At 52.4% G+C, this 22,709-nt stretch carries 19 protein-coding genes; 2 read left to right on the top strand and 17 right to left on the bottom strand.

Annotation, left to right across the window (positions count from 1 at the left end; all coding sequences use genetic code 11):
• Positions 1-1,789: sensor histidine kinase (locus tag LKX83_RS29245; protein WP_227886368.1), on the bottom strand; the 1,789-nt coding region annotated here is incomplete at its 3' end.
• 120 nt (positions 1,790-1,909) lie between these two features.
• Complete coding sequence (locus tag LKX83_RS29240; protein WP_227886367.1) at positions 1,910-4,192, bottom strand: glycoside hydrolase family 3 protein; 2,283 nt, start codon at positions 4,190-4,192, stop codon at positions 1,910-1,912.
• Positions 4,193-4,447: 255 nt separating this feature from the next.
• On the opposite strand from LKX83_RS29240, the gene LKX83_RS29235 reads away from it, so the two are divergent.
• Complete coding sequence (locus tag LKX83_RS29235; RefSeq protein WP_227886366.1) at positions 4,448-4,840, top strand: helix-turn-helix domain-containing protein; 393 nt, start codon at positions 4,448-4,450, stop codon at positions 4,838-4,840.
• A 606-nt stretch (positions 4,841-5,446) separates the two neighbouring features.
• Here the strand turns inward: LKX83_RS29235 and LKX83_RS29230 are convergent.
• The 10 genes from LKX83_RS29230 to LKX83_RS29185 form a co-directional block, all read right to left on the bottom strand.
• On the bottom strand, positions 5,447-5,827 hold the full coding sequence (locus LKX83_RS29230) for a hypothetical protein (protein ID WP_227886365.1): 381 nt from the start codon (positions 5,825-5,827) through the stop codon (positions 5,447-5,449).
• A gap of 13 nt (positions 5,828-5,840) precedes the next feature.
• The gene (locus LKX83_RS29225) at positions 5,841-5,966 is read right to left on the bottom strand and encodes a cyclic lactone autoinducer peptide (RefSeq protein ID WP_227886364.1); all 126 of its coding nucleotides are present in this window, start codon (positions 5,964-5,966) and stop codon (positions 5,841-5,843) included.
• Between the two features lie 50 nt (positions 5,967-6,016).
• Positions 6,017-6,547: an accessory gene regulator ArgB-like protein gene (locus LKX83_RS29220; RefSeq protein ID WP_227886363.1), complete on the bottom strand. Its 531-nt coding sequence runs from the start codon at positions 6,545-6,547 to the stop codon at positions 6,017-6,019.
• Positions 6,544-7,161: a hypothetical protein gene (locus tag LKX83_RS29215; protein ID WP_227886362.1), complete on the bottom strand. Its 618-nt coding sequence runs from the start codon at positions 7,159-7,161 to the stop codon at positions 6,544-6,546. The genes LKX83_RS29220 and LKX83_RS29215 overlap by 4 nt, the downstream gene beginning before the upstream one ends.
• A gap of 11 nt (positions 7,162-7,172) precedes the next feature.
• Positions 7,173-7,475, bottom strand: coding sequence for a hypothetical protein (locus LKX83_RS29210; RefSeq protein WP_227886361.1), 303 nt, complete (start codon positions 7,473-7,475; stop codon positions 7,173-7,175).
• Positions 7,476-7,743: 268 nt separating this feature from the next.
• A complete protein-coding gene (locus LKX83_RS29205; protein WP_227886360.1) occupies positions 7,744-9,483 on the bottom strand; it encodes a DUF5605 domain-containing protein in 1,740 nt (579 codons plus the stop codon).
• Complete coding sequence (locus LKX83_RS29200) at positions 9,480-11,006, bottom strand: FGGY family carbohydrate kinase (RefSeq protein WP_227886359.1); 1,527 nt, start codon at positions 11,004-11,006, stop codon at positions 9,480-9,482. Before LKX83_RS29200 ends, LKX83_RS29205 begins: the two co-directional genes overlap by 4 nt.
• A gap of 9 nt (positions 11,007-11,015) precedes the next feature.
• On the bottom strand, positions 11,016-11,951 hold the full coding sequence (locus tag LKX83_RS29195) for a transketolase family protein (protein WP_227886358.1): 936 nt from the start codon (positions 11,949-11,951) through the stop codon (positions 11,016-11,018).
• Positions 11,952-11,954: 3 nt separating this feature from the next.
• On the bottom strand, positions 11,955-12,800 hold the full coding sequence (locus LKX83_RS29190; protein WP_227886357.1) for a transketolase: 846 nt from the start codon (positions 12,798-12,800) through the stop codon (positions 11,955-11,957).
• 25 nt (positions 12,801-12,825) lie between these two features.
• Positions 12,826-14,259: an L-fucose/L-arabinose isomerase family protein gene (locus LKX83_RS29185; protein ID WP_227886371.1), complete on the bottom strand. Its 1,434-nt coding sequence runs from the start codon at positions 14,257-14,259 to the stop codon at positions 12,826-12,828.
• Positions 14,260-14,633: 374 nt separating this feature from the next.
• On the opposite strand from LKX83_RS29185, the gene LKX83_RS29180 reads away from it, so the two are divergent.
• Positions 14,634-15,662 carry a LacI family DNA-binding transcriptional regulator gene (locus LKX83_RS29180; protein WP_227886356.1) on the top strand — a complete coding sequence of 343 codons (1,029 nt, stop codon included), beginning with the start codon at positions 14,634-14,636 and terminating at the stop codon, positions 15,660-15,662.
• A 424-nt stretch (positions 15,663-16,086) separates the two neighbouring features.
• Here the strand turns inward: LKX83_RS29180 and LKX83_RS29175 are convergent, their stop codons facing one another.
• The 5 genes from LKX83_RS29175 to glmS all read right to left on the bottom strand — a co-directional run bounded on the left by LKX83_RS29175 (position 16,087) and on the right by glmS (position 22,475).
• Positions 16,087-16,815, bottom strand: a complete 729-nt coding sequence (locus LKX83_RS29175) for a DUF6602 domain-containing protein (RefSeq protein WP_227886355.1) — start codon at positions 16,813-16,815, stop codon at positions 16,087-16,089.
• Positions 16,816-16,831: 16 nt separating this feature from the next.
• Positions 16,832-17,296: a Mov34/MPN/PAD-1 family protein gene (locus LKX83_RS34530; protein WP_227886370.1), complete on the bottom strand. Its 465-nt coding sequence runs from the start codon at positions 17,294-17,296 to the stop codon at positions 16,832-16,834.
• A gap of 29 nt (positions 17,297-17,325) precedes the next feature.
• On the bottom strand, positions 17,326-18,957 hold the full coding sequence (locus tag LKX83_RS29165) for a ThiF family adenylyltransferase (protein ID WP_227886354.1): 1,632 nt from the start codon (positions 18,955-18,957) through the stop codon (positions 17,326-17,328).
• Positions 18,950-19,840, bottom strand: a complete 891-nt coding sequence (locus LKX83_RS29160; protein WP_227886353.1) for a nucleotidyltransferase family protein — start codon at positions 19,838-19,840, stop codon at positions 18,950-18,952. Before LKX83_RS29160 ends, LKX83_RS29165 begins: the two co-directional genes overlap by 8 nt.
• Positions 19,841-20,642: 802 nt before the next feature.
• Entirely contained in the window at positions 20,643-22,475 is a 1,833-nt protein-coding gene (gene glmS, locus LKX83_RS29155; RefSeq protein WP_227886352.1) for a glutamine--fructose-6-phosphate transaminase (isomerizing), read from the bottom strand.
• Positions 22,476-22,709: the final 234 nt, after the last annotated feature.

Raw genomic sequence — 22,709 nt, 5'->3', positions numbered from 1 at the left:
GCGCTTCATTCAAATATGTCTGATTTAAGGTCTTGACATCGTACCGCTGCTCTCTCTCGTCCTGCACCGGAATCCGAATCTCGACGACGGCTCCGCGACCGGGCTCGTTAAAAAAGCGAATATCCGAATGCGTCTTGTACAACAGCCGCAGACGGCGCTTGATGTTCCAGATGCCGACGCGCTCGCCTTCTTCGCTGATCGTCTCCTCGTCCTGCCGAAGCCGGACCAGCTCGTCCTCAGGATAGCCGGGGCCGGTATCTTCGATACGGATCAGAAGCAGGCGGACGCCAGCCTTCTCTTCCGACGAGACCCTTACGAGGATCTCCAGCATGCCGTCGAGATTGACGGCGTACTTGATCGCGTTCTCGACGATCGTCTGAATCACAAGCGGCGGAACGCCCGTTTCCAGCAATTCGTCCGGCGCATCGATCCGATACGACAAGTGGCCGGGAAAGCGAAGCTCCTGGATCCGCAAGTAGTTGCCGGCATGGGCCAGTTCCTCCCGAAGGCTGACGATATAGGAATTGCTGCGGAACATGAACCGAAAGTAGGCGACCAGGCACTTGGTCATCTCCTGGATGATCTTGAAGTCCTTGACCGTCGCGAGGTTATAAATAATGTTAAGGGAATTGAGGAAAAAATGGGGGTTGATCTGAAGCTGCAGATGCTTCAGCTCGGCCCGCTGATGGTTCAGCTTCTCCTCGTACACGTTGATCTTCAGATTCCGGATCTCGTCGATCATCCGGTTAAACGTCACATTCATCAGCTCGAATTCGGTGGACGTCGGATAAGGCTTCACTTGCGCCTGCCAATGGCCGTCCTTCAGCTTGCGCATGGCGGTGATGAGCCGCTGAATCGGAAGCAGGAATACCTTTCTCATGATGAACATGAACAGGACGAGGAAGACGCAAGAGCCAAGCGTGATCAAGGAGGAGACTCGCTGAAGATACGGGAGCTTCTCGAGAATCGCGCTTTGCGGGATGAGCGCGATGAGATGAAAGTCCCCCCTGGAGGACGCTTCCCCCATGACGAGATACGATTGCGTGCCTCCCGCGATCGCGAAAGCATCCGAGCCGTAATGCAAGTCGATGTTCTCGGACTTGACTTTATCCGCGAGCTGCATCGGCTCCAAATCCTTCGTCGCGAGCAGCGCGCCGCCGGCTTCGCCGAAGTCCATCAGATGAAGCGGGCTGATGAGCTTGTCCGCGCTTACCCAGGCGCCGACATACACGTTTTCCGTCTTCACGATGTGGTAGAGATAATATCCGTTCTTCGCTTTCCATACGTGCCACTTCTCATAATTGATCGCCGACAGATCGCCGCCGAGAAGCTTATGAATCTCGTCCTGTACGGATGCGCGCTCCTCGAAGGTAGAGCCGTAGCCGGAGCTGCCGACCATCAGCGCGTCGTCGTTCGTTTCCGAGTAGATGAAGAACATGTCCGGCGTCTTGTAGTAATCGATCTCGTTCCTCAGGTCGTTATATAATCGAAGCTTCGCGAGGGAGTAAGCCGTCCCTCCTTTGGCTCCCGGATATTCCAATTGGAGCAGATCGGTGTCCCTCTCCGACAGATTGAACAAGTAGTTATCGATGTCCGCGAGATTGGAATCGATCTGGCTCATGTAGAGGCTGAGCAGGTTTTTGTTCGACTGGGCGACCTGGTTGCGGACGACTTGAATGGAATAGTGATCGTTAATCAGAATGATGACGATCAGCGGCACCATGAACAGCAGAATGGTAGCGAACAACTTGAAGCGCAAGGAGTTCATCAAAGATCGGAGTCGGTACATTCGCTGCGGTCCTCCCATGTTGTCGACGTATGTCCGTCTATGCTACCACTTTCATGGGCAAAAAGGCACTCCGGTCCGAAAAGACCGGGTGCCCATGGCCGGCAGAGCGGGGGTTCTCGACTAGCGACGCTTGCCGTACTTGCGCGTCCGCCCGTCGTCGATGACGCCGGACCAATTTAAGCCGAATGCGAAATCGTAACGGTTCCCTTCGGAATCGACATGGACTTCCATGTCGTGCGCGACGTCTTCCAGCTGCTCCTCGACCGTGCGCATGCTGGCCGGCATCTGCATCGGCAGCAGGCCCGACGGTTCCGACGCCCCGGTCAGCACCTCGAGGATCGCCTGGTCTTGAACGCCGAAGTTCGCCACGATCGCGTCGACTTCCCTTTCGAACTCCTCCACGACGGCGGGGTTGGACAACAGCATCGATACGACGACCGGCTTGCCCTTCATCGCCGCTCTCGTCTCCAGCACCGCATCGAGATCGCTCTCGTTGTGGGTAGATACGCTTTTGCCTTTATACGTCCGGTTCAGAACGTCGCCCGGCCGGGCATCGCCGGCTAAGCTCGTTTCGCGGGCGTATTCCGCGGTATACGGCCGGTATTGAAGGCTGATCGGAACGTAGCCGTTCCCGCCGCTCTCGGCGTCTTCTTGGCTGTAGCCGACGCCGGACTTCGGATTGCCGATGAAGACGAGTCCGAAGTCCGCCTCTTCAGGGTTCTCCGTGACGTCGAAAAATTTGCGCGCGATGTCGAGATTGACCGGATATTCTAATTTCTCCGGCGTCGCGAAGCCGAACCAATCCTTCCCGGCCGGGGTGAAGCGCTTCGGGATGTAGACCGTCTTGCGCTCGCGGATCGGAAGCAAGCCGCCCTTGTTCTTCAGCAGGACGATCGATCGAAGCTGCGCCTCGTAGCCTTCTCTCATGTATTCGGGATTGCCGACGGTCTCCGCGCTCTTCTCCGGATCGAGATACGGATTCTCGAACAAGCCGAGCCGGAACATATTCAGCAGCAAGCGGACGGCGGACTGCTCGAAGCGGCGCCGCATGTACGCTTCGCCGTGCTCGGCGACGCCCATCCGGTACGCCTCCAGCAACGGCCCCGCCTCGTTGTTCCCTCCGAACTGATCCACGCCGGCCTGCAGCGCCTTGTAATGGCGTTCCGCGACGCCAAGCCCTTCGACGCCCCACGATTTGCCGCTCAGGAACGTGTCCTTAGCCTGCGTCTCGTCCGCCGTTATGAGCCAATCCGTGCACACGACGCCATCATAGCCGATCTTGTCCCGAAGCAAATCCCCAATGATATACTTGCTGTACGAATTGCCGACATTCTCGCCGTACGCCGGATCCTGATCGACCGAGATCGTGTAATAGGGCATGACGGCGGATGCCCGGCCCGTCTCGCCTTCCAGCCGGAAGGCGCCCTCGAGGAACGGCTTCATATGCTCCTCGAAGTTGCCTCCGGGATACACCGCGTACTTGCCGCAGCCGTAATGCGCGTCCCGGCCGCCCTCGCCCGAGCCGCCGCCCGGCCAATGCTTCACCATCGCGTTGACGCTGTCGTAGCCCCAGCCGCCGGCGATCTCCGCCTCGCCCTCGGACGTCTGGAAGCCGTCCGCGTAGGCGCGGGCCATGTCGGTCGTCAGCGCCGAATCCTCCCCGAACGTGCCGTTAAACCGGAACCAGCGCGGATCGGTGGCGATGTCGATTTGGGGGGACAAGGCGGTGGTGATCCCTAACGCGCGGTACTCCTTCGATCCGATCTCGCCGAACTTGCGCGTGACCGACGGATCGAACGTCGCCGCCAGGCCGAGCGTCTCCGGCCACATCGAGATTGTCCCGCCGGAGCCCGCATTGAATTCCGAGCTCGAATCGGAGCCGTGGCGAGGATCGGAGCTGTTGTTCGCCGGGATGCCGAAGCCCGTCGATTCCGCGAACGCCTGCACCTTGTTGTTCCAGCGGGCGGCGATCTCCGGGCTCTCCGCCGTCGTTATCAGGATGTGCCTTAAGTGGTCCCGCTCCAGGAACTGCATCTGCTCGTCCGTCAAATCCCAGGGTCTGGCGCCGCTCTCCTCGTACTTCTTGCCCCCGTAGGTGGCGGAGAACCAACCGCGGCTAGAGGCCGGAATCGATTGATGGCGGCTGTAGAGCATGAGGCCGGCAATCTGCTCGACGGACATTCGGGAAGCGAGGTCTCGCGCCCTCTCTTCGGCCGGCAACCTCCAGTCCTCGTACGGTTGAAGCACGCCGTCTTTGCTGAGATCCTTGAACTTGAGCCCGTCCGCCTCCAGAATCTTTACTCCGGAATTGGCGGAATAGCCTAGCGTCGGCCCGTTCGGATTCGCGACGTATCGAATGTCGACCGCCCGCGTCCGTTCGTCGTTCTTCGTTTGTTCGCTCATCTGGTGCATCCTCCTCATGCGGGGTGGGTTCGCCAGGCTATTCGAAATCGAATAACCGTTACACTTGCATGACGGCTCGGCCTGTCTGCCCTCGATTGTAAACCGTTTCCGTCTTGCGCGCTCACCACAAAACCGACCTATCGTTTACGATTTTCCGACCTATTGATCGTCCGTCAAAGAATTCCAGAAATACAAGAATTAATTCCACGTATTCTGGAAAGTGTGTTATTATACCAATTATAGGAGGTGGCCTCGTTGGTAAAGGTCGGACCGGAAAATAAGATCATGCAGGCCAGATTAAAAAAAGCCCGTAAACAAGCCGGGCTCACACAAATGGATGTAAAGCATCGCCTTGGCATCAGCAATCAATCATTAAGTGCATATGAGAACGGTGTTAATGGCGTGGAGTTGGAGGTACTGCAACAGCTCGCGGATTGTTACGGGGTAACTGTAGACTGGTTACTCGGTAAAACAGATAGAATCGGTGAAAATTATACCGTTGAAGAGAAAAAGCTGGTTGATCGTATCAACTTTTCCGATGAAGATCTTATCGACGTTCCGATGCAATACTTTGGTCGCGAGCTGACCGAGGAGGATAAGAAAAGAGTTCTTTCTGTTGTTCGTGCTTTACTAGATAGCTCTCGCTAAGATACAAAAGCAGATCCCATATATGCTTTCTATGCTCAGGAGTGCCATTGTTTAACTTCTGGAGAAATTTAAGTACGTCTATCATTACCATATCCACTCCTAAAACCAATTATTTTGGAGGTAGCACACATGTCCTTAAAAGGGGGAGATGCTTGCTGCCCGATCTACGCGCCGCCAAAGGATAGACCCAAAAGGAGTTGTGCGAGCGACTGAATCCGTATGTACACGTTCCGTTTACAGCAATGAGTAAATATGAACGAGAGAAACACAACATCCAATACCGGACTCAGTCCGAAAGGCTTGTGCGATCGTATTCGGTGTTACAATGGACGATATTTTTAAATACGATTGGTAGATCGGTAGTTGAAGCAATCGGCGATTTTTGTTTTTGTCAACATATTTTCGAAAACCTCAATACCTCTTTACTTCACATTTGTATTATTGGATTATGTTTGAATATTGTAAACAATATAAGAGAGCCCGAATTTTCCAAATAAATTCAGAAATTTCGACAGCATCTGCTATCCACTTTATGTTATTATGTTTAACCCCTCCATTTAAGTTAATCTCCCACACAATAGTAAAAGGACGTCTTAGTGACGTCCCTTAGTAAGCTTGAAGCTTTGATTTATTTTTATTTAAGTAGTCTCGGACGAATTTGGCATTGGCAACCGATACAGTACAGTATTTCGAATCTTTTGTCCTTGAATCTTCAAAGTATGTGTTGTAGTATTCATCCATGTACTTCACCAATGGAAGATGGAGAACATTTGTACGATCTACCTTTTCGAATAACAATCCCGATGCTTTTAGCGCCGTTTCCCAGAACTTTAAGGTACCTGGAGCATAGTAGCATTCATTTTGCGACATATGGACTACGACCATATCTTTGATTTTTTTATTGGTCTCGATATACCACAGTTGTTCCGCCTGCAGCTCTATGAGCCCCGTCTTCCCTTCTGGATCTTGGGCCACGGCAACCCTCATATTGACCGCCCCTTTACTTCCTGAGCAGTTCTTGAGGAACCTTGGGTTGGTTCACAAAGAACACGCTCGCTGTAGAAACGAGAACGACAGCTGTCAATCCCAGAAGCGTAGCAATTCGCTTGGCGATAGCCTTCTTCATATGTTACTCACCTCCTTTCAATTTGTTTTATAATAATAGTTTTCCGCTCCTCATTTTAGGTTTCCCGCCCCTAATGGCTTTATGAGTGTGAGCCCTTGAACAAACCATGCAACTGCAAGGATTGGTGATTGTATAAAGAAATTTGAGCCAATGATGAGCAATGAAATTATCTTTAGGGCAGGAAAATACCTTTCTGGTATTCGGGTTTGATTTTCAATTCTTGACGGTGCGAAGAGAGCTGCAAGACATAGACTAATACTGGTCACTATGTATATAACTGCAGAGTTAAAGTTGGAAAAAGAGATCAATGTTATTCCAATGACGCTCACGAGAACACAAAGGTCACCGGATTTTAAGTGAAGACCACCGGATACTTGCCGCAGTGCTCCAAACGCAATAAGCGCCATGATTGCCTCTTCTATCTTTCCTGTGATTAAAGAGATGGCGATCGTGACAATAACGATGCTCACGACATTTATGATTGCTTGGAGCGAAAAAACAAGTACGTCAATACTGACTGGATGATCCGGAGCTGCTCCTTTTATCCACCGGGCTGTGGTGCGAGCTAATCTTGGAATCAATATTTCGTCGTATAGAAGATAATGAACAGGAAGGCTAAGAACAAAAACAGGATGTCTATCAATAAATCCTTGTAATATAGCAGAGCTCCCAAAGCGGCCGTTATTATGATGATCATACCGAGGACTACGAACCGTTCCCACTTAAACTTTAATTTTGTAAATTCAGCGGAATATCCCCATCCACGTTTATAAAGCATGTAAGAAATAATGAAAATAGTTACACCGGTCATAGTCTGGAGCATATATCCTTTTACAAGATCTGAATCAACTGCGTGTATTGAGAGAGTACCGAAAGAGCAGGCGATAAATATTGCTTGAATAATAACAAATGCGACTGTTCCCGTTAGACTCATTATGAAAGACCAAACCAGAGGCGGTTCCTTGAGGAATATGTAAATAAATAATGCAAACGCAATTACATTTGAAATGGGGGCTAAACTAGGAAGGTCTAATTCATTACGAAGAACGAAGCTCATTATATTCATAACGATAGCAATTAATACAGATTGCCAAATGTAATCACTAATTTTAAACCTAAAGATTGTTAAAGTGATGGCAATTAAAGCTAATACTTCAACACTTGAAAAGAACATGAAACCTAGAAATTTTTCCACATAGTCCCTCCTTATCTATTTCTTTCTCTCCATATTTTGATATTTTCAATATACTCGACGATATCATGCTCCAACCAAAATTCGAATTTTCCTGAACGTGCAACGGAGTTCGGAAAATACTTTGTCTTTCGTTTATGTCCCATATTTCTCGGATCAATACCAAGACGATTTGCAACATCTGTAGCTCCGAGTAATTTAATATCTCTCAACTGCTCAAAAGCGTCAATTAACTCATGAAGCTTTTTCCCATCATCCCCTCCAACTCTGTCTGCAATATCGCGATATTCAGTAATTTCCGTTTTCAGGGAAGACACCTCCTTGCAAGAACAATATATGTCAAAATCGTATGTATGTCAACATCATATAAAATAAATAGGAGTGGAACTAGCCACTCCCGAATAAGCTAATGGCCGAAAAGCTTCAAGGCAAGCAATTGACGGAAAAGAACATCGACACACTGATGAAGATTATGGACATCGGATGCCGCATAAGGGCCACTACAGCATCGTAATCGCAGAGAGAAGGATACGGAGAAACGAAAAGGCGAGCAACTTGCGCTCGCCTTTCCCGTTGATATGGAGATTACGCGCGGATCAGCCTGACCGCCATGTACTCCCGTCCCGGCAGCTCGACGCGGAATCTCCCCTCGAAGGTGCCCGCCAACCGCTCGACGGTCATGTTCCAAGTGTCGATGATGTCCACGGTATAGCTGGCGCCCGCCGGCAGCGCGAACTCCCGGTAGCTGGGCCGGTTGAATCCATAGTAATGCAGCATGTACTCGCCTTCCACGCCTCCGACGGGAGCGTCCCATTCCATCGGGCTCTTCCGGAGCGGGCCGATTCCTTGTACCGGCCCTTCCTCCAGAATCCGGCGAAGGAACGCGATTCTCTCCGGACTCGTACCGTGCAGCTTGCCTCCCTTGGACCACCAGATCACATCCTCGGGGTGCATGTACGTCTCGCCATGGCCGACGTAGCCTCCGCGCACGGCGCCTTCCCAGAACCGTCGGGTCATCTCTTGGCCGCTGATGTTGCCCCAGCCCTGATTAACATTGCCTTCGTACGCGCACTCGTCGATGACGACCGGCTTGCCCCAGCGTTCGTGCCATTCGTCGGTATATTCGGCCGTCTTGTAGACGTCCTGTCTCTGAATGCTGCAATGCGTCACCCACGGGCGACCGTAGTCGTAGAAAGGCATGCAGTTATGGATCGAGATCAGATGGCCATGCGGATCGTTCCCCGTGACGATGGCAGCGAACCGCTCCCAGTCTTCCGTCTCCTTCTCCCACATCAGATCGTATTCGTTCGCGAGCGACCACCAGACGTGGCGGAAAGCGGACAGTCTGGCCACGACGTACCGCAAATACCGGTCGTCCGCCGCCCGTCCCATCTCCGAGAATCCCCAACGGTCGTACGCATGGAACAGAATGAGATCCGCCTCGATCCCAAGCCTTCCGAGATCCGCGATCCTCCGTTCCAAGTGCCGGAAGAACGCCGGATTGAACCGTTCGTAATCCCAACCCGTTTCTACGGAGCCTTCGTACGGATAATGCTCCGGCTCGTTCTCGTTGAACAGATACGCTTTTGGAAAAACGCACATGCGGATTTTGTTGAAGGGAGATCGGGACAGCGTCTCGAGCGTCTGCTCCTCCAGCTCTTCGCCTTGGTGCGTCCACACGTAGCAGGTCGTGCCGACGGGGATGTAAGGCGTTCCGTCCTCGTAGGCAAAATGGAACCGGTACTTCACCCGAACCGGCCCCCGATTGCCGGAGGAAGGGGGCGTCACGGCGAACCGGCCCGTGATGCCGTCGAGCGAACGGGCGTTGCTGCTCGTCCGGAATGTCCATTCTCCCTCTTCGTCTGGCATGAAACGAACTCGGTAGACGCCGTCTCCGTCGTAGAAGCCTTGCGATCTCAACGACCGGCCGCCGCATCGGAATTCCGCGCTCAGTTCAACGTCCACGAACGGATTGCCGTGCCTCGGACCTTGAAGCTCGAGCTCGAACACTCCCCATCGCTCCGCCTCGGTCGGCGCCGCCGCGGGCGCCGAGCCGATGACGACCTCTTCGCCCTCGTAATCCGGGGAAGGCAGGAACGCTGTCTCTTCCTCTGCCGCTTCCGGAACCCCCGCGAGTTCCGCGCGGACTGTCTCCCGCAGCGCGTCCGACCCGAGCGATTCGAGATAGGCGCTCAAGGACTGAAGCTTCTTAAACTGTATCGTGAAGCTGGATTCCGCGAGAGACGGGTCGTGCTTGAAAAGAATGCGTTGGGCTTCAGGATTCTTCAAGACCTTGCCAAGCTTTGTCGTGTCGGCGAATGTCATCTGTACCCCTCCTTATGATCCGTTCCTTCTTGCCCCGCGCTTGCAAGGCCGATGACGGAAGCGACGGCCCGCTTCCACCCGGCATAGTTGCGCTCCGCTTCCTCCCGCTCTGCCGCGGGTTCGTATCGGAGATACTCCCGGACAAGCTCTTCGACCGACGCCCAGAATCCGACGCCAAGTCCCCCCAGATAAGCCGAGCCAAGAGCCGACAGCTCCGCCGTACCGGACTTGGCGACGGGCCGCTCTAGCTGGTCCGCCTGAAATTGCATGAGTACGGCGTTGGAAGCGGCTCCTCCGTCGGCCCTCAATTCTTTCAACGGGATGCCGGACTGGGCCTCAAGCAGCTCGACCGCATCGCGCACCTGGTACGCCATACTTTCGATCGCGGCGCGAACGATATGGGGACGGCCGGTTCCCCGGCTCATCCCTGTCAGCGCCGCCCGCGCGTCGGGCTGCCAATAGGGCGCGCCGAGCCCGACGAACGCCGGCACGAGGTACACGCCTTCGTTCGTCGGCGCCTCGGCGAGCAGCCGCTCCATCTCGTCCATGTCCGAGAAGAGCCCTAGCTGGTCTCTCGCCCATTTGACTGTATCGCCTGAAGAGCGGATGATCGCCTCCAGAGCATAGGTCGCTTTGCCGCCTCGTCCCCAAGCGATTGCCTGAACGAGTCCCTTGCCTGCGGGAGCCGGGCGGTCGCCCGCGTTCATGAGTACCGAAGTGCCGGTGCCGAAAGTCGCCTTCGCCATGCCCGGTTCCAAACAAAAGTGACCGAACAGAGCCGCCTGGGAGTCGCCGATCACCCCCGCGATCGGCACGCTCACATCCCCAAACAGCGACTCCGTCGTCCACCCGACGATCTCGTCGGAGGATCGGACGGACGGCAGCAGCGAAGCCGGCACGCCGAACAACCCGCACATGTCTTCGTCCCACTCGAGCGCGTGAATGTTGAACAGCGAGGTCCTGCTGGCGTTCGTGTAATCGGTAACGTGAGCCCTGCCATCGGTCAGCTTCCAGACGAGCCAACTGTCCACCGTGCCCGCCAGCAGGCGCCCCTTCTCCAGCGATGACCTGGCACCGTCTGCATGATCCAGCATCCAACGCCACTTTGCTGCGGAGAAGTACGGATCGAGCAACAGTCCGGTTCTCTCCCGGACGATCTCTTCGAGACCCGCCTGCTTGAACTCCGCGCAAGCGCCGGCTGTTCGCTGGCATTGCCATACGATTGCATTATACACCGGAAGCCCGGTGACCCGATCCCATAGGACGGCCGTCTCGCGCTGGTTGGTCACGGTTAACGCGGCGAGCTCCCCTGGTTCGATGCCGGCGGCTTTCGTCGCTTGCCGTACGGTCTTTAGCGCATTCTCGTAAATCTCCAGCGGATCGTGCTCCACCCAGCCGGCTTGGGGATAAATTTGTCGATGCTCCAAGAAGCTGCGGGCGACGATCGTGCCCGAACGATCCACGACGAGCGCCTTCGTACCCGACGTGCTCTGGTCGACGGCCAGCATATAGTTTTTGTCCATGACGAGTCCTTACCGCCCCAACAACGCAAGGGCGATTCGCTTTAAGTTGTCCGCGCTGATGCCGTAATGCTCGAACACTTCCGATGTCTTGCCCGCGATGGCCGGCTCGTCGGGAATGCCGACGATGTGCATCGGAACCGGCCGGCGCTGCACGACTACCTCCGCTACCGCCGCCCCCAAGCCGCCGTGAATGCTATGCTCTTCCACCGTCATGATGTGGCCCGTTTCGCTCGCCGCGCGAACGATCGCCTCTTCGTCCAACGGCTTGATCGTGTGCATGTTGAGCACGCGGCAGGATACGCCTTCCGCGGCAAGCGCGTCGTGGGCGTCGAGCGCGACACGCACCGTCTCGCCCGCGGCGATGATCGTCAGGTTCGTCCCTTCCCGCATCGTGACCGCTTTGCCGATCTCGAACGCGTAGGCGTCGGATTCGTAAACATCCTCCACCGGGTTGCGCCCGATACGCACGTACGCGCCCCCTTTGTGCTTGACGAGTGCTTCGGTCATCCGCTTCGTCTCGTGGCGGTCAGCCGGCAGCAGCACGGCCAGCCCCGGAATGGCGCGCGCCACGGCGATATCCTGCACCGAATGGTGCGACATTCCGAGCGCGCCGTAGCTGACACCGCCGCTAATGCCGACCAGCTTCACGTTCGTGCCGGAGTAGGCGACGTCTACCTTGATCTGCTCGATACTCCGCATGCTCAAGAAGCAGGCCGGCGACGCCACGAAGGGCTTCTTCCCGCTGTGCGCCAATCCGGCCGCGATACCGACGATGTTCTGCTCCGCGATGCCGACTTCGACGAACTGCTCGGGAAACGCCTGCGCGAAAGGCGCCATCGCAGCCGAGCCGCGAGAATCGCTGGCGAGCACCGTGATGTCCCGGTCCACCCGCGCCAGGTCGGCGAGCGTCTCGCAGATGACTTGCCGGTTAGGGATCTTATTCATCGCTTATCTCGCCTGCCCTTCTTGCTTGATTTGCTCTGCCGACGCGGACAGCTCCGCAAGCGCCTTCGCAAGCTCTTCGTCGTTCGGCACGCGATGGTGCCATTGCGGAACGTTCTCGGCGAATGAGATGCCCTTGGCTTTCACCGTGTTGGCCATCACTAGCGTCGGCTTGCCCGGGACGGATGGTGCCGCTTCGAATGCCTTCACCAGCTCGTCAATGTCGTTGCCGTCGACGGAGACCACGTTCCACCCGAACGCGGCCCACTTCTCCTCGAGCGGCTCGAGCCCCATCACTTCCTCCGTCGCCCCGCTGATCTGCAGCCGGTTGCGGTCGATGATGCCGACCAGGTTGTCCAGCTTGTAATGGGCGCCCGCCATCGCCGCTTCCCAGACGGAGCCTTCGGCTTGTTCCCCGTCTCCCATCAGGCAGAATACGCGATAAGACTTGCCGTCTCTTCGGGCTGCCAGTGCCATCCCGACCGAGATCGCTAGGCCGTGCCCGAGCGCTCCCGTGTTCATCTCGATGCCGGGAACCTTGTTATTCGGATGCCCGATGAGACGCGTCCCGAATTGGCTGAACGTCTCCAGCTCCTCCCGCGGGAAGAAACCGATATCCCCCAGAATGCACCATAGCGATTCGACCGAATGGCCCTTGCTGGCGATAAACCGGTCTCGCTCCTCCCATTTAGGCCGTTTAGGGTCGATCTTCATGATCCGATAATATAAGGCCGTGAGGATGTCGGTATTGCTCAGAGATCCCCCGGTATGCCCTGTCTTGGCGTGGTGGATCATCTTCAACAGGTCCATCCGAATCTGGACCGCTTTCAGTTTCAGCTCCGTGCTATTCATTCGGATTCCTCCTTCGGTCGCTTGCTCAAAGGCCCGCCCCGCGAAGCCAGGCGCGAATCTCGTTCTCGGTCGGATCGACGGGATCCGGCGTCAGCCCCGGGATGTAGCTGCAAGCCTCATAAATGGCGGGAATCGCGTTGGCGTGGATACCGACGGCGTGGTGGACGTAGGGTCCCTTGACCAGCTTCTCCTCCCAGAGCGGCCAGTCGTTCACTTCCACCCAAACGTACGAGCCGCGGGTGTACGGGCCTTGAATACCGCGCGCCTTGCCTAGGAAAATCGAATATTCCCCATGGTCCCCGTCGAACCGGGCCAGCGTCATGTCGCCGCCGCGAATTTCGCCTTCATGCGTTCCCGGCGAGTGGTCGTCGAACAAGAAGTGCTTGCGCAGCTTCGGCTTCTCCTCCACGCTGAGCGAGACGGGGAAGTTGCCGCAGTGGAAAAGCAGTTCGCCGTTCGGGTTGTCGGGGTGGCGGATCGTCAGATCGGCGAAGAACGTCGGAGCCGTATTCATCGTAGCCGCTTGCACCATCACCGAGGTGATCGCGCCGTGAATATCGGTCTCGCAGGTAACCGGAATCTGCTCGTCGGTTAGGATCGCGTTCGCGAGGCACGGCATGATGCCCATCGCTTCCTGCAGGGCCGACCAGCATTGGATCGCGATCGCCGAGCAGTTGTTGTTCGCGGCGTATTGCTTCATCGCGACCTTAAGCGCGGCGATTCTCCGGACATCCTCCTCGGTCACCTCGGAATAGTCCAACTTCTCCTTGATATAATCGATAGCCGCCGCCAGCTCGGAGTTGTTGCCATTCTCGATTTTCTTGGAAGTCCGTTGAATGTCAATCAGCGTAATCGGGTGCAGCTCGATGCCGAACCGCTCCAGCAGCTCTCCCTCGTTGCACATCATCGTCCAGAACGACGTCGGCCGCGGTCCGATCTGCAGAATGCGCAGCGACTTGAACGCCTTTACTACATTCGCAGCCGCGATGAAGTTGGTAAAGCCGCGCTCGAATACGGGATCGTCTACTCGGGAATTGGTGATGTAGGTGAAAGGCACGTTGAACCGGCGAAGCACCTTGCCGGTCGCGAACAGCCCGCATTGGGTATCGCGCAATCTCATGCCATCCTCAAGCGGCGCTTCGTCCCGCGGACCCCACAGCAGCGTCGGCTTTCCGAGCGCCTTGGCAACCCGCGCGACGGTGTCCTCCGTTCCGAAGTTGCAATGCGGGAAAAACAATGCGTCCACCCGCTCGTCTTGAAACCGGCGGGCGATGGCGTCGGCATTGATATGGTCATCGTAAAGCAAGCCTTCTTGATTCAAGCCCTCGAGATCGACGATCTCGATATCCATGCCAAACGACTCCATCTTCTGCCGAATCAATACCTTGTATTTGTAAGCGTCTTCGGCACTGAACGTAAACCTGCGGGTTGGCGCGTATCCAAGCTTCAACTTCGCCACCATTCATTCCTCCTGTAGAGACGATCTCCATTTCGCCTTCATCGTAGCACCGATCTCTAAACCCGTCAATAAATTAGTTTAGTTAATTTTATAAATTTTTTTATGTTTTAAGCGCATTAATTTACCTAAACGCCTTTCTAAAAGGCAAAAAAAATGCGATAATAGAGAGGAGACGGCGACACTACGCTTGTCTCACCGTCCGGCAGCACAACCATAACGACTGCGTTTCCGCAGACCATCTCTAAATACGGAAGAACTGTTCCGTCTCGAATCCGTGTCGATGTTTTCCCGTACTCAGACATCCGACTTCCATTTCTGGCATGAATGATTTACTCAATTAACTAAACTAATTTAGTTTCGATAGGTGGGTTTGAATGAAGATCGAAGATATCGCCAAGCTCGCCAACGTGTCCAAGTCGGCCGTCTCGCTCGCCTTGAACGGCAAGCCGGGAGTCAGCCCGGAGACGCGCGACAAGATTCTGAAGATCGTCCAAGATACAGGCTACATTCAGCGTTCGCAGCTGCACGCGCAGCAGGTATATCGGAGCAATCGGTTCCTTCGCCTGGCGGCGCTTACCAATTCCGGCATCGTGCTAGACGAATACGAGAAGCAGCCTTTCTTCACAGAGCTGATTCGGCACATCGAGGACCAGTGCAGCTCTTACGGCTATTCCCTGCTCTTCTCTTCCATTCAAGGGGACCAACTTGCGGGGGAAATTCAACGCCTCGCGGCGGACTATGAAGCGAGCGGACTTATTCTGCTCGGAACGAACCTGTCAAGGGACCAAGTCGCTCTCGTGTCCGAACATGTGAAGAACTTGGTCGTTCTGGATACCTGCTATGAATCTCTTGCCGCCGATTTCGTCGTCATGAACAATTTTATGGGGGGCTACCAAGCCGCGTCTCACCTGATCGAACTCGGGCACCGCCGGATCGGCTATGCTCAATCCAAGAGTCGCATGTACAACTTCGACGCCCGCCGCCGCGGGTTTGAAGCAGCTCTGGAAGAGCACGGCCTTTCCATTTCGAAGGAACATCTGTTCACGCTGGCGCCCACCGTCGTCTCCCCGCAGGAGGAGTTCGTGCAAGCCTGGTCCGCTCTGAGCGAACGCCCGACCGCCTTATTTTGCGAATGCGACTATATGGCGATCAGCGTAATCAAATCCGCGCACGAGCTCGGCATTCGAGTACCTGATGAGTTGTCCGTCGTCGGCTTTGACAACATCTCCGAAGCCGAGGTCATTACTCCCGAGCTTACGACCATCCAGGTCGAGAAGGAGAAAATCGCCGCGCTCGCGGTAGAACGACTCGTTCGTCTCACCGAAAACGAAGGCAAGAACCTGCATCTCAAGACGCTGGTCGACACTTCGCTTGTGGAGCGGAAGTCGACGAAGGCTCTGTGATGGGATCATAAGCAAGAAAAGTCGACTCTGATCGCTTGTTGCAGTAACTGAGACATCCACCATCGTGGATGTCCTTTTCATTTCTTATGGGTTTATAATGATCCTGTGCCCCATGCCGCATAAGTGGTACCCTGCATTTCCCCCTCAACGCCAGAGCTGGACTTACGCCTTTTCCAAAGCATCTTCCCTCTATCCCCAAAGTAAAAAGCCGAGGAAAAACAGGAGTAGAGACCTGTTTTTCGCTCGGCTCGTAGAATGACTTTTAAGGCTTTAATGCGATTATTTTGGCTTTGGGATGACTTTGATTGGTTCTTACAATTGTCAGGTGATAAAAAAGTGTAGAACTAAAATTCATTGGTTTTGCTGGGTTATCTGGAGCATGGTAGAACCCCGAAAAAGAATGTATGGACCACGTTCTAACCAGTTAAATTGAATCCAACGCCTTCGCATATTCTTCAATATCCATTGCAGGTGCGGTTCCAAGTTTCTGTAACTCCATAATAAGTTTAAAGAAAAAGAAGATTAAAGTTTCTTCATGTGAACTAATCGTTATCTCTGTATCCGAGCCATAGGTTACTTTAAAAGCACTTTCTTGAAGAACACAGCCCAAATCCATCCGCTGATCACCTTGCAAATCCATAATGTGTTTTCTGCACGTTTCGCTAAAAGCTGGACTAAAATCACTGCTTAAGCAAACGAACCCCGATATTATCCGGAAATGCTCCTTCTTTCCTCTACCGCCAAGATGATATATGTCTGCTGATGTACGAACTAATTTACGCACACTTTCAAACTTCTCTCCGGCATACCTAATATTCGCAGTGGATAAATTCTGTTTCACCTCAAAGACCGCATACACACTCTCTGCGGGAATAAATGCTGTACCCTTATCTACATATACAAATGGAGTATACTGACGATCATAAATGACTAAGTCCATTTGATCACTAATGTTGTTTTGCGAATCTACAACAAATGCCTTCCCCACTTTATACCGATTTGGAAGGTAGTTTTCTAACCATTCAATCCACTTTAATTCTGAGGCGTCACCTTTTGAACCGGGATGGTCAATAATCTCACGGCTTGCTTGAAGGGTCACGATCATTTGTTTTTGGAGTCTTAAAAAAATATCCCTCAAATCAATCTTCTTCACGAATATCTCCCTCACTTCAAGGTAGATCATTAATCTTCAAATCGGCTATAGTAATTGGGTCTTTGCAGGTCACGACTGGAAGTTCCTCGAATTTCTTCCCGAGCCTAAATTGATACAAGCGGTATGTAGTTAAATCTTTATGAAGTATTAGACTGAACAAACTTGACCAAGGAGTGACTTTCTCATTCAGTAGTACAGCCATAGCACTAATATCCGTAGCGCTTGGACATAAGCTATTCCCAAGATGAGTATGCCAATCTCCTAGATAGTAAAGCCTTCCGTCTGACCTACTGGAAATGTCCATGCAAAGTCTTGTTGTATAGTTTCCATCAATAGTTACAGATGTTCTTGTGAGCTTACTTTTTGGTCCTGGCCCAGAGCAATGTGTTATTACAGCATAGTTGTCACTCAAATATCCTATAAGTGCACCACCGGTTTCTACATTACTTACTTTTTTTACTTCCTGGGTTATGTTCGCCATAGCATTATCGCAGAGAAATATTTTTTCAATCATGTCCTTTTGCAATGGTTACAGTTAGGGTGTTTTGTTATTGGTTTACATTCGATCCCATAACTGCGTTCTCCCTCTTTATTTCTACTATGCCAAACCAAGTATTCTTGACCCGCTAGTCGTTTCTTTAACAATACATCGATCGCTGCTTGAACTATAAAACCCGCCGCAACTATAATGTTTGAAACACCACCGGAAAACGTTGGTTGGTTACAGCCCGGTGCAAAGGTTAAGTTACTCATTGGTTCAGAAGGGGGCATCTCCATTCCATATTGCATATTCCAACAAATCCAGCACCCTGTATCACCCGGACAAATAGTAATAACTTCTGAGCTCCAAGCACCATTCGTTACTGTTCCGACCAAAAACGGCTTTCCAATATCCATACAGAGACTATTCATATAATGAGTCACTGAATGACTTCCAGTTGTATCGATAACAATATCCGAGCGAATAATTTCTGCCATGAGGTACTCGTTATCATTTCTCCGAGTATTCCCAACCCTCGCCGTCAGAGGGGTAACAATTGTCTCAGGGGATAATGAATTAATTCGTTCCTTAAGAGCCTCGACTTTGTTAAATCCAAACCAACTTTGCCCGACCTGATGTCTTATCGAATTACTTGGCTCATATATGTCTGGATCAATAATCGTTAACTCCCCAATCCCCTCTTGGGCTAGCGCAGTTGCAACTGAAGACCCCACTGAACCTGCTCCAATCAACAGAGCCTTTTTCCTTTTCAATGAAGAGAATGAAGGATTCCTTATCATCGTGTCTTCATCATTGATAGAAAAACATCTTATCCACGAAGGCATTCTGTTACTCATTTTAATCAAAATCCATGTCGGTCTTGTAAGGCCGCGCTTGCCCCATTCATCCGGGAAAATTATGAGGTAGTACGAGATCTGTTGATTCCTAAATCCAACAAATTGGCCTTGACCCTCTAACCAATCCGTTAAAGTTGCAGCATTAGATGGTGGTGGGTTCTCCGCAACAATAACCTTTGCTTTATAAATGGTGGTATCATGAAACCAATCCTCATAAGCCCTTATTAAGCTAATTCTCCCACCTTTAGATTCAAGAGAGACAACAATCCCTTTTCCGTATTTATTCAATCGGATATTAGCGTATGGATATTTTCTAAGCTCACCATAGTCCAGCTTACCAAAGGGAGGTGGAATTAATAGGGCTGCATTTTGCAAGTAATCAAAATACTTTACTACGGGTTCAGGAACTAAATCATGCTGCGGAACCCTAGTACCAGGCAAATAATCACTTATTAAACTCTCCACCTCTAAAAATACATCAAGACCAGAATAACTCGAGTTCCATCTCTCCTCATTAAAACCAAAACAACACAATACCTTTGTATCTGGAGAGTGATGCCGGGTTAACAATAGATCAAATGGAACATTACATATTACTGTTGGAGGAAAAGAAGGAAACCCACTTGGATAAATAAACTCCAGTGGGTACGCAATGTTACATTTCGATGCTCCCCTAAATAAAACTTGCTTCTCCGCATGTAGTTTTTCCATATCTAATTCGAATCCCAAGCTTGCCATTATTCTTTTTTCTCTTTCAAAAAGCTCCGGGATTCTTTCAAACCATGATTTAATTATATTAACCATGTCTGCGATCGGGCTGCCTTTTCCAGTCTTGAGTAGCCATTATAAAGCCATTGGTTGGTGCTGAATTGGATTCATTCTGATTATTATCTTTATAGACAAACTTCCATGCTGAAAGTAATTTATCCTTATCTGAACCGGCATTATCTAGTTCACTTAGACACGTGGTTGCCGTTGTTTTGAAAAGCAGTTTTCTCGAATAATCAATAATATCTGCTACATTGTTGTTTGAATTAGCCGGGTCAACAAGATTTACAGTTTCAACCTCATCTTTGATGTAGTTGAGTACCTTCTTGACCTTATTATCAAGTCCCGTACTAGCGAAACCATCCAGCGCCTTAATAACTAGTAACTCCACTGCAAAAGATTTAAACTTTAACCCCCACCTTTCGCGCCATATTTTTATCAATTTGATAATTTCCCTTGAATCGCTATTTCTTACGTGCTCCTTATGTATCTCAATATTTGTTTTTATTGATGTGGCCGTATCTGAACGGTATAAATTCACGTCATTGTTTGCCAAGTCGTCCTTACTAATTCTTCTTCCAGGGACAACATCCACGTTAAGGCCATCTAATCCTAGTGATACTCTCTGTTCTCTTACAGTGTAATGCTTTTCTAGAAACACCTTTATCGAGTCATACATTTCTTTCAGTGTCGAAAAAGCATCATGTTTAAAATGGATAGCTAGATCCATGTCCTTACTTGTTTTGATAGCCGTATATTTAGCGATTGAGCCCGAGTACTTGAAGGAGACTATCCTGTTTCCGTATTCAGTTCTCATTAATTCTTCAACTTCGTCTCTCTTTTCCTTTATTTCTGGTTCTTCGTTAATATCGAACTTTTCTTCTTCTAAAACAGATTGCAAATACTCGTGTGGTGTCATGCTCCGTCCCCCTCTAGGCAATTCATAGTAGGTATATTATACCACAGCTAATGTAATTAACTCTCAATTAATCCAAATCAATGGGGCCAATTCTATCGGAACCTGAAAGTAAATTGGTTATTTTCTTTATTAGTCGGAATATGCATTTTAAAAAGCCACTGATTATTTCAGTAGCTTTTACTAGTTAATAATGACCTTAGTCGATCAGCAAGAACCTTTCTCTTGCTTTCCGATATCCCTCTGTATGAGATGCGATATGACAATAACCTGCTTTTTTCCGTCGGAAGCTTCTAGAATTTTATCTAAAGCTTCTTCCCATGAATCATCTTTTTTAAGCGGATTTGTAATGTTATGTGCCCACATTTGTTCATTTGTAAACTTAGTTGGTTTGTACGGGCATCTCAAAATTCTGTGGCGGACAGCGGTTCGGAAAGCAAGATACGACATTAAGAAAGCAGATGTATGGGGAAGCTGAATATCTGTTTAAAGAGTCTGTTTTATGTTACAAGGTTGGTGCTTGGAATTGTTCTGCTCTTGTTCACTCAGAGTCCCCTGAGACACCCAATCTGAATTGAAAAATCCATTTGGTTCAACTGATTTTTCTATCTAATTTCTCGAATTCGCTCCCCTAACACTGGCTACGGTTCCTTCTTAATAAAAGAGTCCCGATGACCTAACAAAGCATCATCGGGACTGTTCTAGTAGCTCCACGCTTTTTTATTGGTTCAGTTTTTTACCAGGCATTCTTTACTGGTTCCACACTTTTTTATCAATAGACAAATCTTCCAGAATCCAAAGCCACTCACTCCACCGTCACGCTCTTCGCCAGATTGCGCGGCTTGTCGACGTCGTGGCCCAGCGCCAGCGAAGCGTAGTAGGACAGCAGCTGCAGCGGCACGACGGACAGGGCCGGCGTGAGCAGCGGCAGCGTGCGCGGGATGGAGAAAAGGGTGTCGACCGACTTCGCCGCCTCGGCTTCGTGTCCTTCGTTGGCGATGCCGAACACGTCGGCGCCGCGCGCCTTCACTTCTTTAATGTTGCTAAGCGTCTTCTCGTACAGGTCTTCCTGCGTGAGCAGCGCGATGACCGGGACGCCCTCTTCGATCAGCGCCAGCGTGCCGTGCTTCAGCTCGCCGGCCGCATACGCCTCGGAGTGGATATAGGAGATTTCCTTCAGCTTCAGCGAGCCTTCAAGCGCGACGGCATAGTCGATGCCGCGGCCGATGAAGAACAGGTTGCTGTGCTTGGAGATTGCCTCGGCGATGCCCTTTACCGTATCGGACTGAGCCAGGATCTTCTCCACCTGGTCCGGCAGCGAATCCATTGCGGCGAGGATGTGCGCGATACGCGCCTCCTCCTGCGTACCCAGCGTCTGAGCCATGTACAGGCCGAGCAAGTAGAAGGCGATCAGCTGCGAGGTGTACGCCTTCGTCGATGCGACGGCGATTTCCGGCCCAGCCAGCGTGATGATGACGTCGTCCGCCTCGCGGGCAACGGAACTGCCGACGACGTTCGTGATCGCGAGGACATGCGCGCCGCAGCGCTTGGCTTCGCGGAGCGCCGCCAGCGTATCGGCCGTTTCGCCCGACTGGCTCACGACGATGACAAGCGTCTCCGGCGTGATGATCGGCGAGCGATAGCGATACTCGGACGCCACGTCCGTCTCGACCGGCAGACGCGCCAGCGACTCGATGACGGTTTTGCCGACCATGCCCGCGTGCATCGCAGTGCCGCAGGCGACGATGTGCACGCGATTGATGCCGCGCAGCTGCTCCGGCGTCAGCTTGATCTCCGGCAGAACGACGGACCGTCCGTCTTCGCTGATCCGGCCGCGCATCGTGTCGCGATACGCCTTCGGCTGCTCGTGGATCTCCTTCAGCATGAAGTGGTCGTAGCCGCCCTTCTCGGCGGTCATAAGATCCCAGTTGACGTGAAAGACGTCCTTCGCGATCGGGTTGCCCTCGATCGTGAACAGGTCGACGCGATCGCGCGTCAGCACCGCCATCTCCCCGTCCTCGAGGATATAGATGTCGCGCGTATACTCGAGAATCGCCGGGATGTCCGACGCGATGAACTTCTCGCCTTCGCCCACGCCGATGATCAGCGGGCTCGCGTAGCGGACCGCGACGAGCCGATCCGGCTCGTGCTCGGTCAGAACGCCGAGCGCGAACGCGCCGCGCATTTTGCGGACGGCCTTCTGCACCGCCTTCACAATGTCGCCTTCGTACTCGACGGCAACGAGGTGGGAGATGACTTCGGTATCCGTCTCCGACAGGAACCGGTGTCCCTCCTGAACGAGCTCTTCCTTCAGCTCTAGATAGTTCTCGATAATGCCGTTGTGCACGACGGAAAACTTCAGCGAGTTGTCCGTGTGCGGATGCGAGTTGGCGTCGGACGGCTTGCCGTGCGTCGCCCAGCGCGTATGACCGATGCCGACGGTGCCGCACAGCGGCTCGCCCGTCAACCGGTTCTCCAGATTGGCTAGACGGCCGACCGACTTCGTCACTTCGAGCTTCTGACCGGTATGAACGGCGATGCCCGCCGAGTCATATCCGCGGTATTCCAATTTTTTCAAGCCTTCGATCAAAATGGGTTGCGTTTCCCGATATCCGATATAGCCGACGATTCCGCACATGTTAAAATAGACCTCCGTTTCAGTTGTAGACGTCCGAAATGATGACGTGCCGGCAACCGAAACCGAGCCGCATGCCCTATACAAGCCGTATGAAACCAGAGGTCATCCCTGGAGCGCCTGACGCTTCCTCCTTGAAGCGCGACCTCCCGCATCACCCTAACACGACATGTCCGCAAGCGACCGGGTCCCGGTTCGCCGGACATTGCACAAATCGCCCGCACGCATGCGTGCCTC

Origin of the sequence: Cohnella baijiui (assembly GCF_020731285.1) — a bacterium.
Classification (GTDB): Bacteria; Bacillota; Bacilli; order Paenibacillales; family Paenibacillaceae; genus Cohnella.
The sequence above is the reverse complement of the archived record's forward strand: the minus strand, read 5'-3'. Positions and strand labels throughout refer to the sequence as shown.

Bases quoted from the DNA above. Each gene is read 5' to 3' on its own strand.
- LKX83_RS29160 (WP_227886353.1), bottom strand. From the start codon at position 19,840: ATGACACCACACGAGTATTTGCAATCTGTTTTAGAAGAAGAAAAGTTC.
- LKX83_RS29165 (WP_227886354.1), bottom strand. From the start codon at position 18,957: ATGGTTAATATAATTAAATCATGGTTTGAAAGAATCCCGGAGCTTTTT.
- glmS (WP_227886352.1), bottom strand. From the start codon at position 22,475: ATGTGCGGAATCGTCGGCTATATCGGATATCGGGAAACGCAACCCATT.
- LKX83_RS29225 (WP_227886364.1), bottom strand. From the start codon at position 5,966: ATGAAGAAGGCTATCGCCAAGCGAATTGCTACGCTTCTGGGATTGACA.
- LKX83_RS34530 (WP_227886370.1), bottom strand. From the start codon at position 17,296: ATGGCGAACATAACCCAGGAAGTAAAAAAAGTAAGTAATGTAGAAACC.
- LKX83_RS29180 (WP_227886356.1), top strand. From the start codon at position 14,634: ATGAAGATCGAAGATATCGCCAAGCTCGCCAACGTGTCCAAGTCGGCC.
- LKX83_RS29200 (WP_227886359.1), bottom strand. From the start codon at position 11,006: ATGGACAAAAACTATATGCTGGCCGTCGACCAGAGCACGTCGGGTACG.
- LKX83_RS29205 (WP_227886360.1), bottom strand. From the start codon at position 9,483: ATGACATTCGCCGACACGACAAAGCTTGGCAAGGTCTTGAAGAATCCT.
- LKX83_RS29190 (WP_227886357.1), bottom strand. From the start codon at position 12,800: ATGAATAGCACGGAGCTGAAACTGAAAGCGGTCCAGATTCGGATGGAC.
- LKX83_RS29195 (WP_227886358.1), bottom strand. From the start codon at position 11,951: ATGAATAAGATCCCTAACCGGCAAGTCATCTGCGAGACGCTCGCCGAC.
- LKX83_RS29240 (WP_227886367.1), bottom strand. From the start codon at position 4,192: ATGAGCGAACAAACGAAGAACGACGAACGGACGCGGGCGGTCGACATT.
- LKX83_RS29230 (WP_227886365.1), bottom strand. From the start codon at position 5,827: ATGAGGGTTGCCGTGGCCCAAGATCCAGAAGGGAAGACGGGGCTCATA.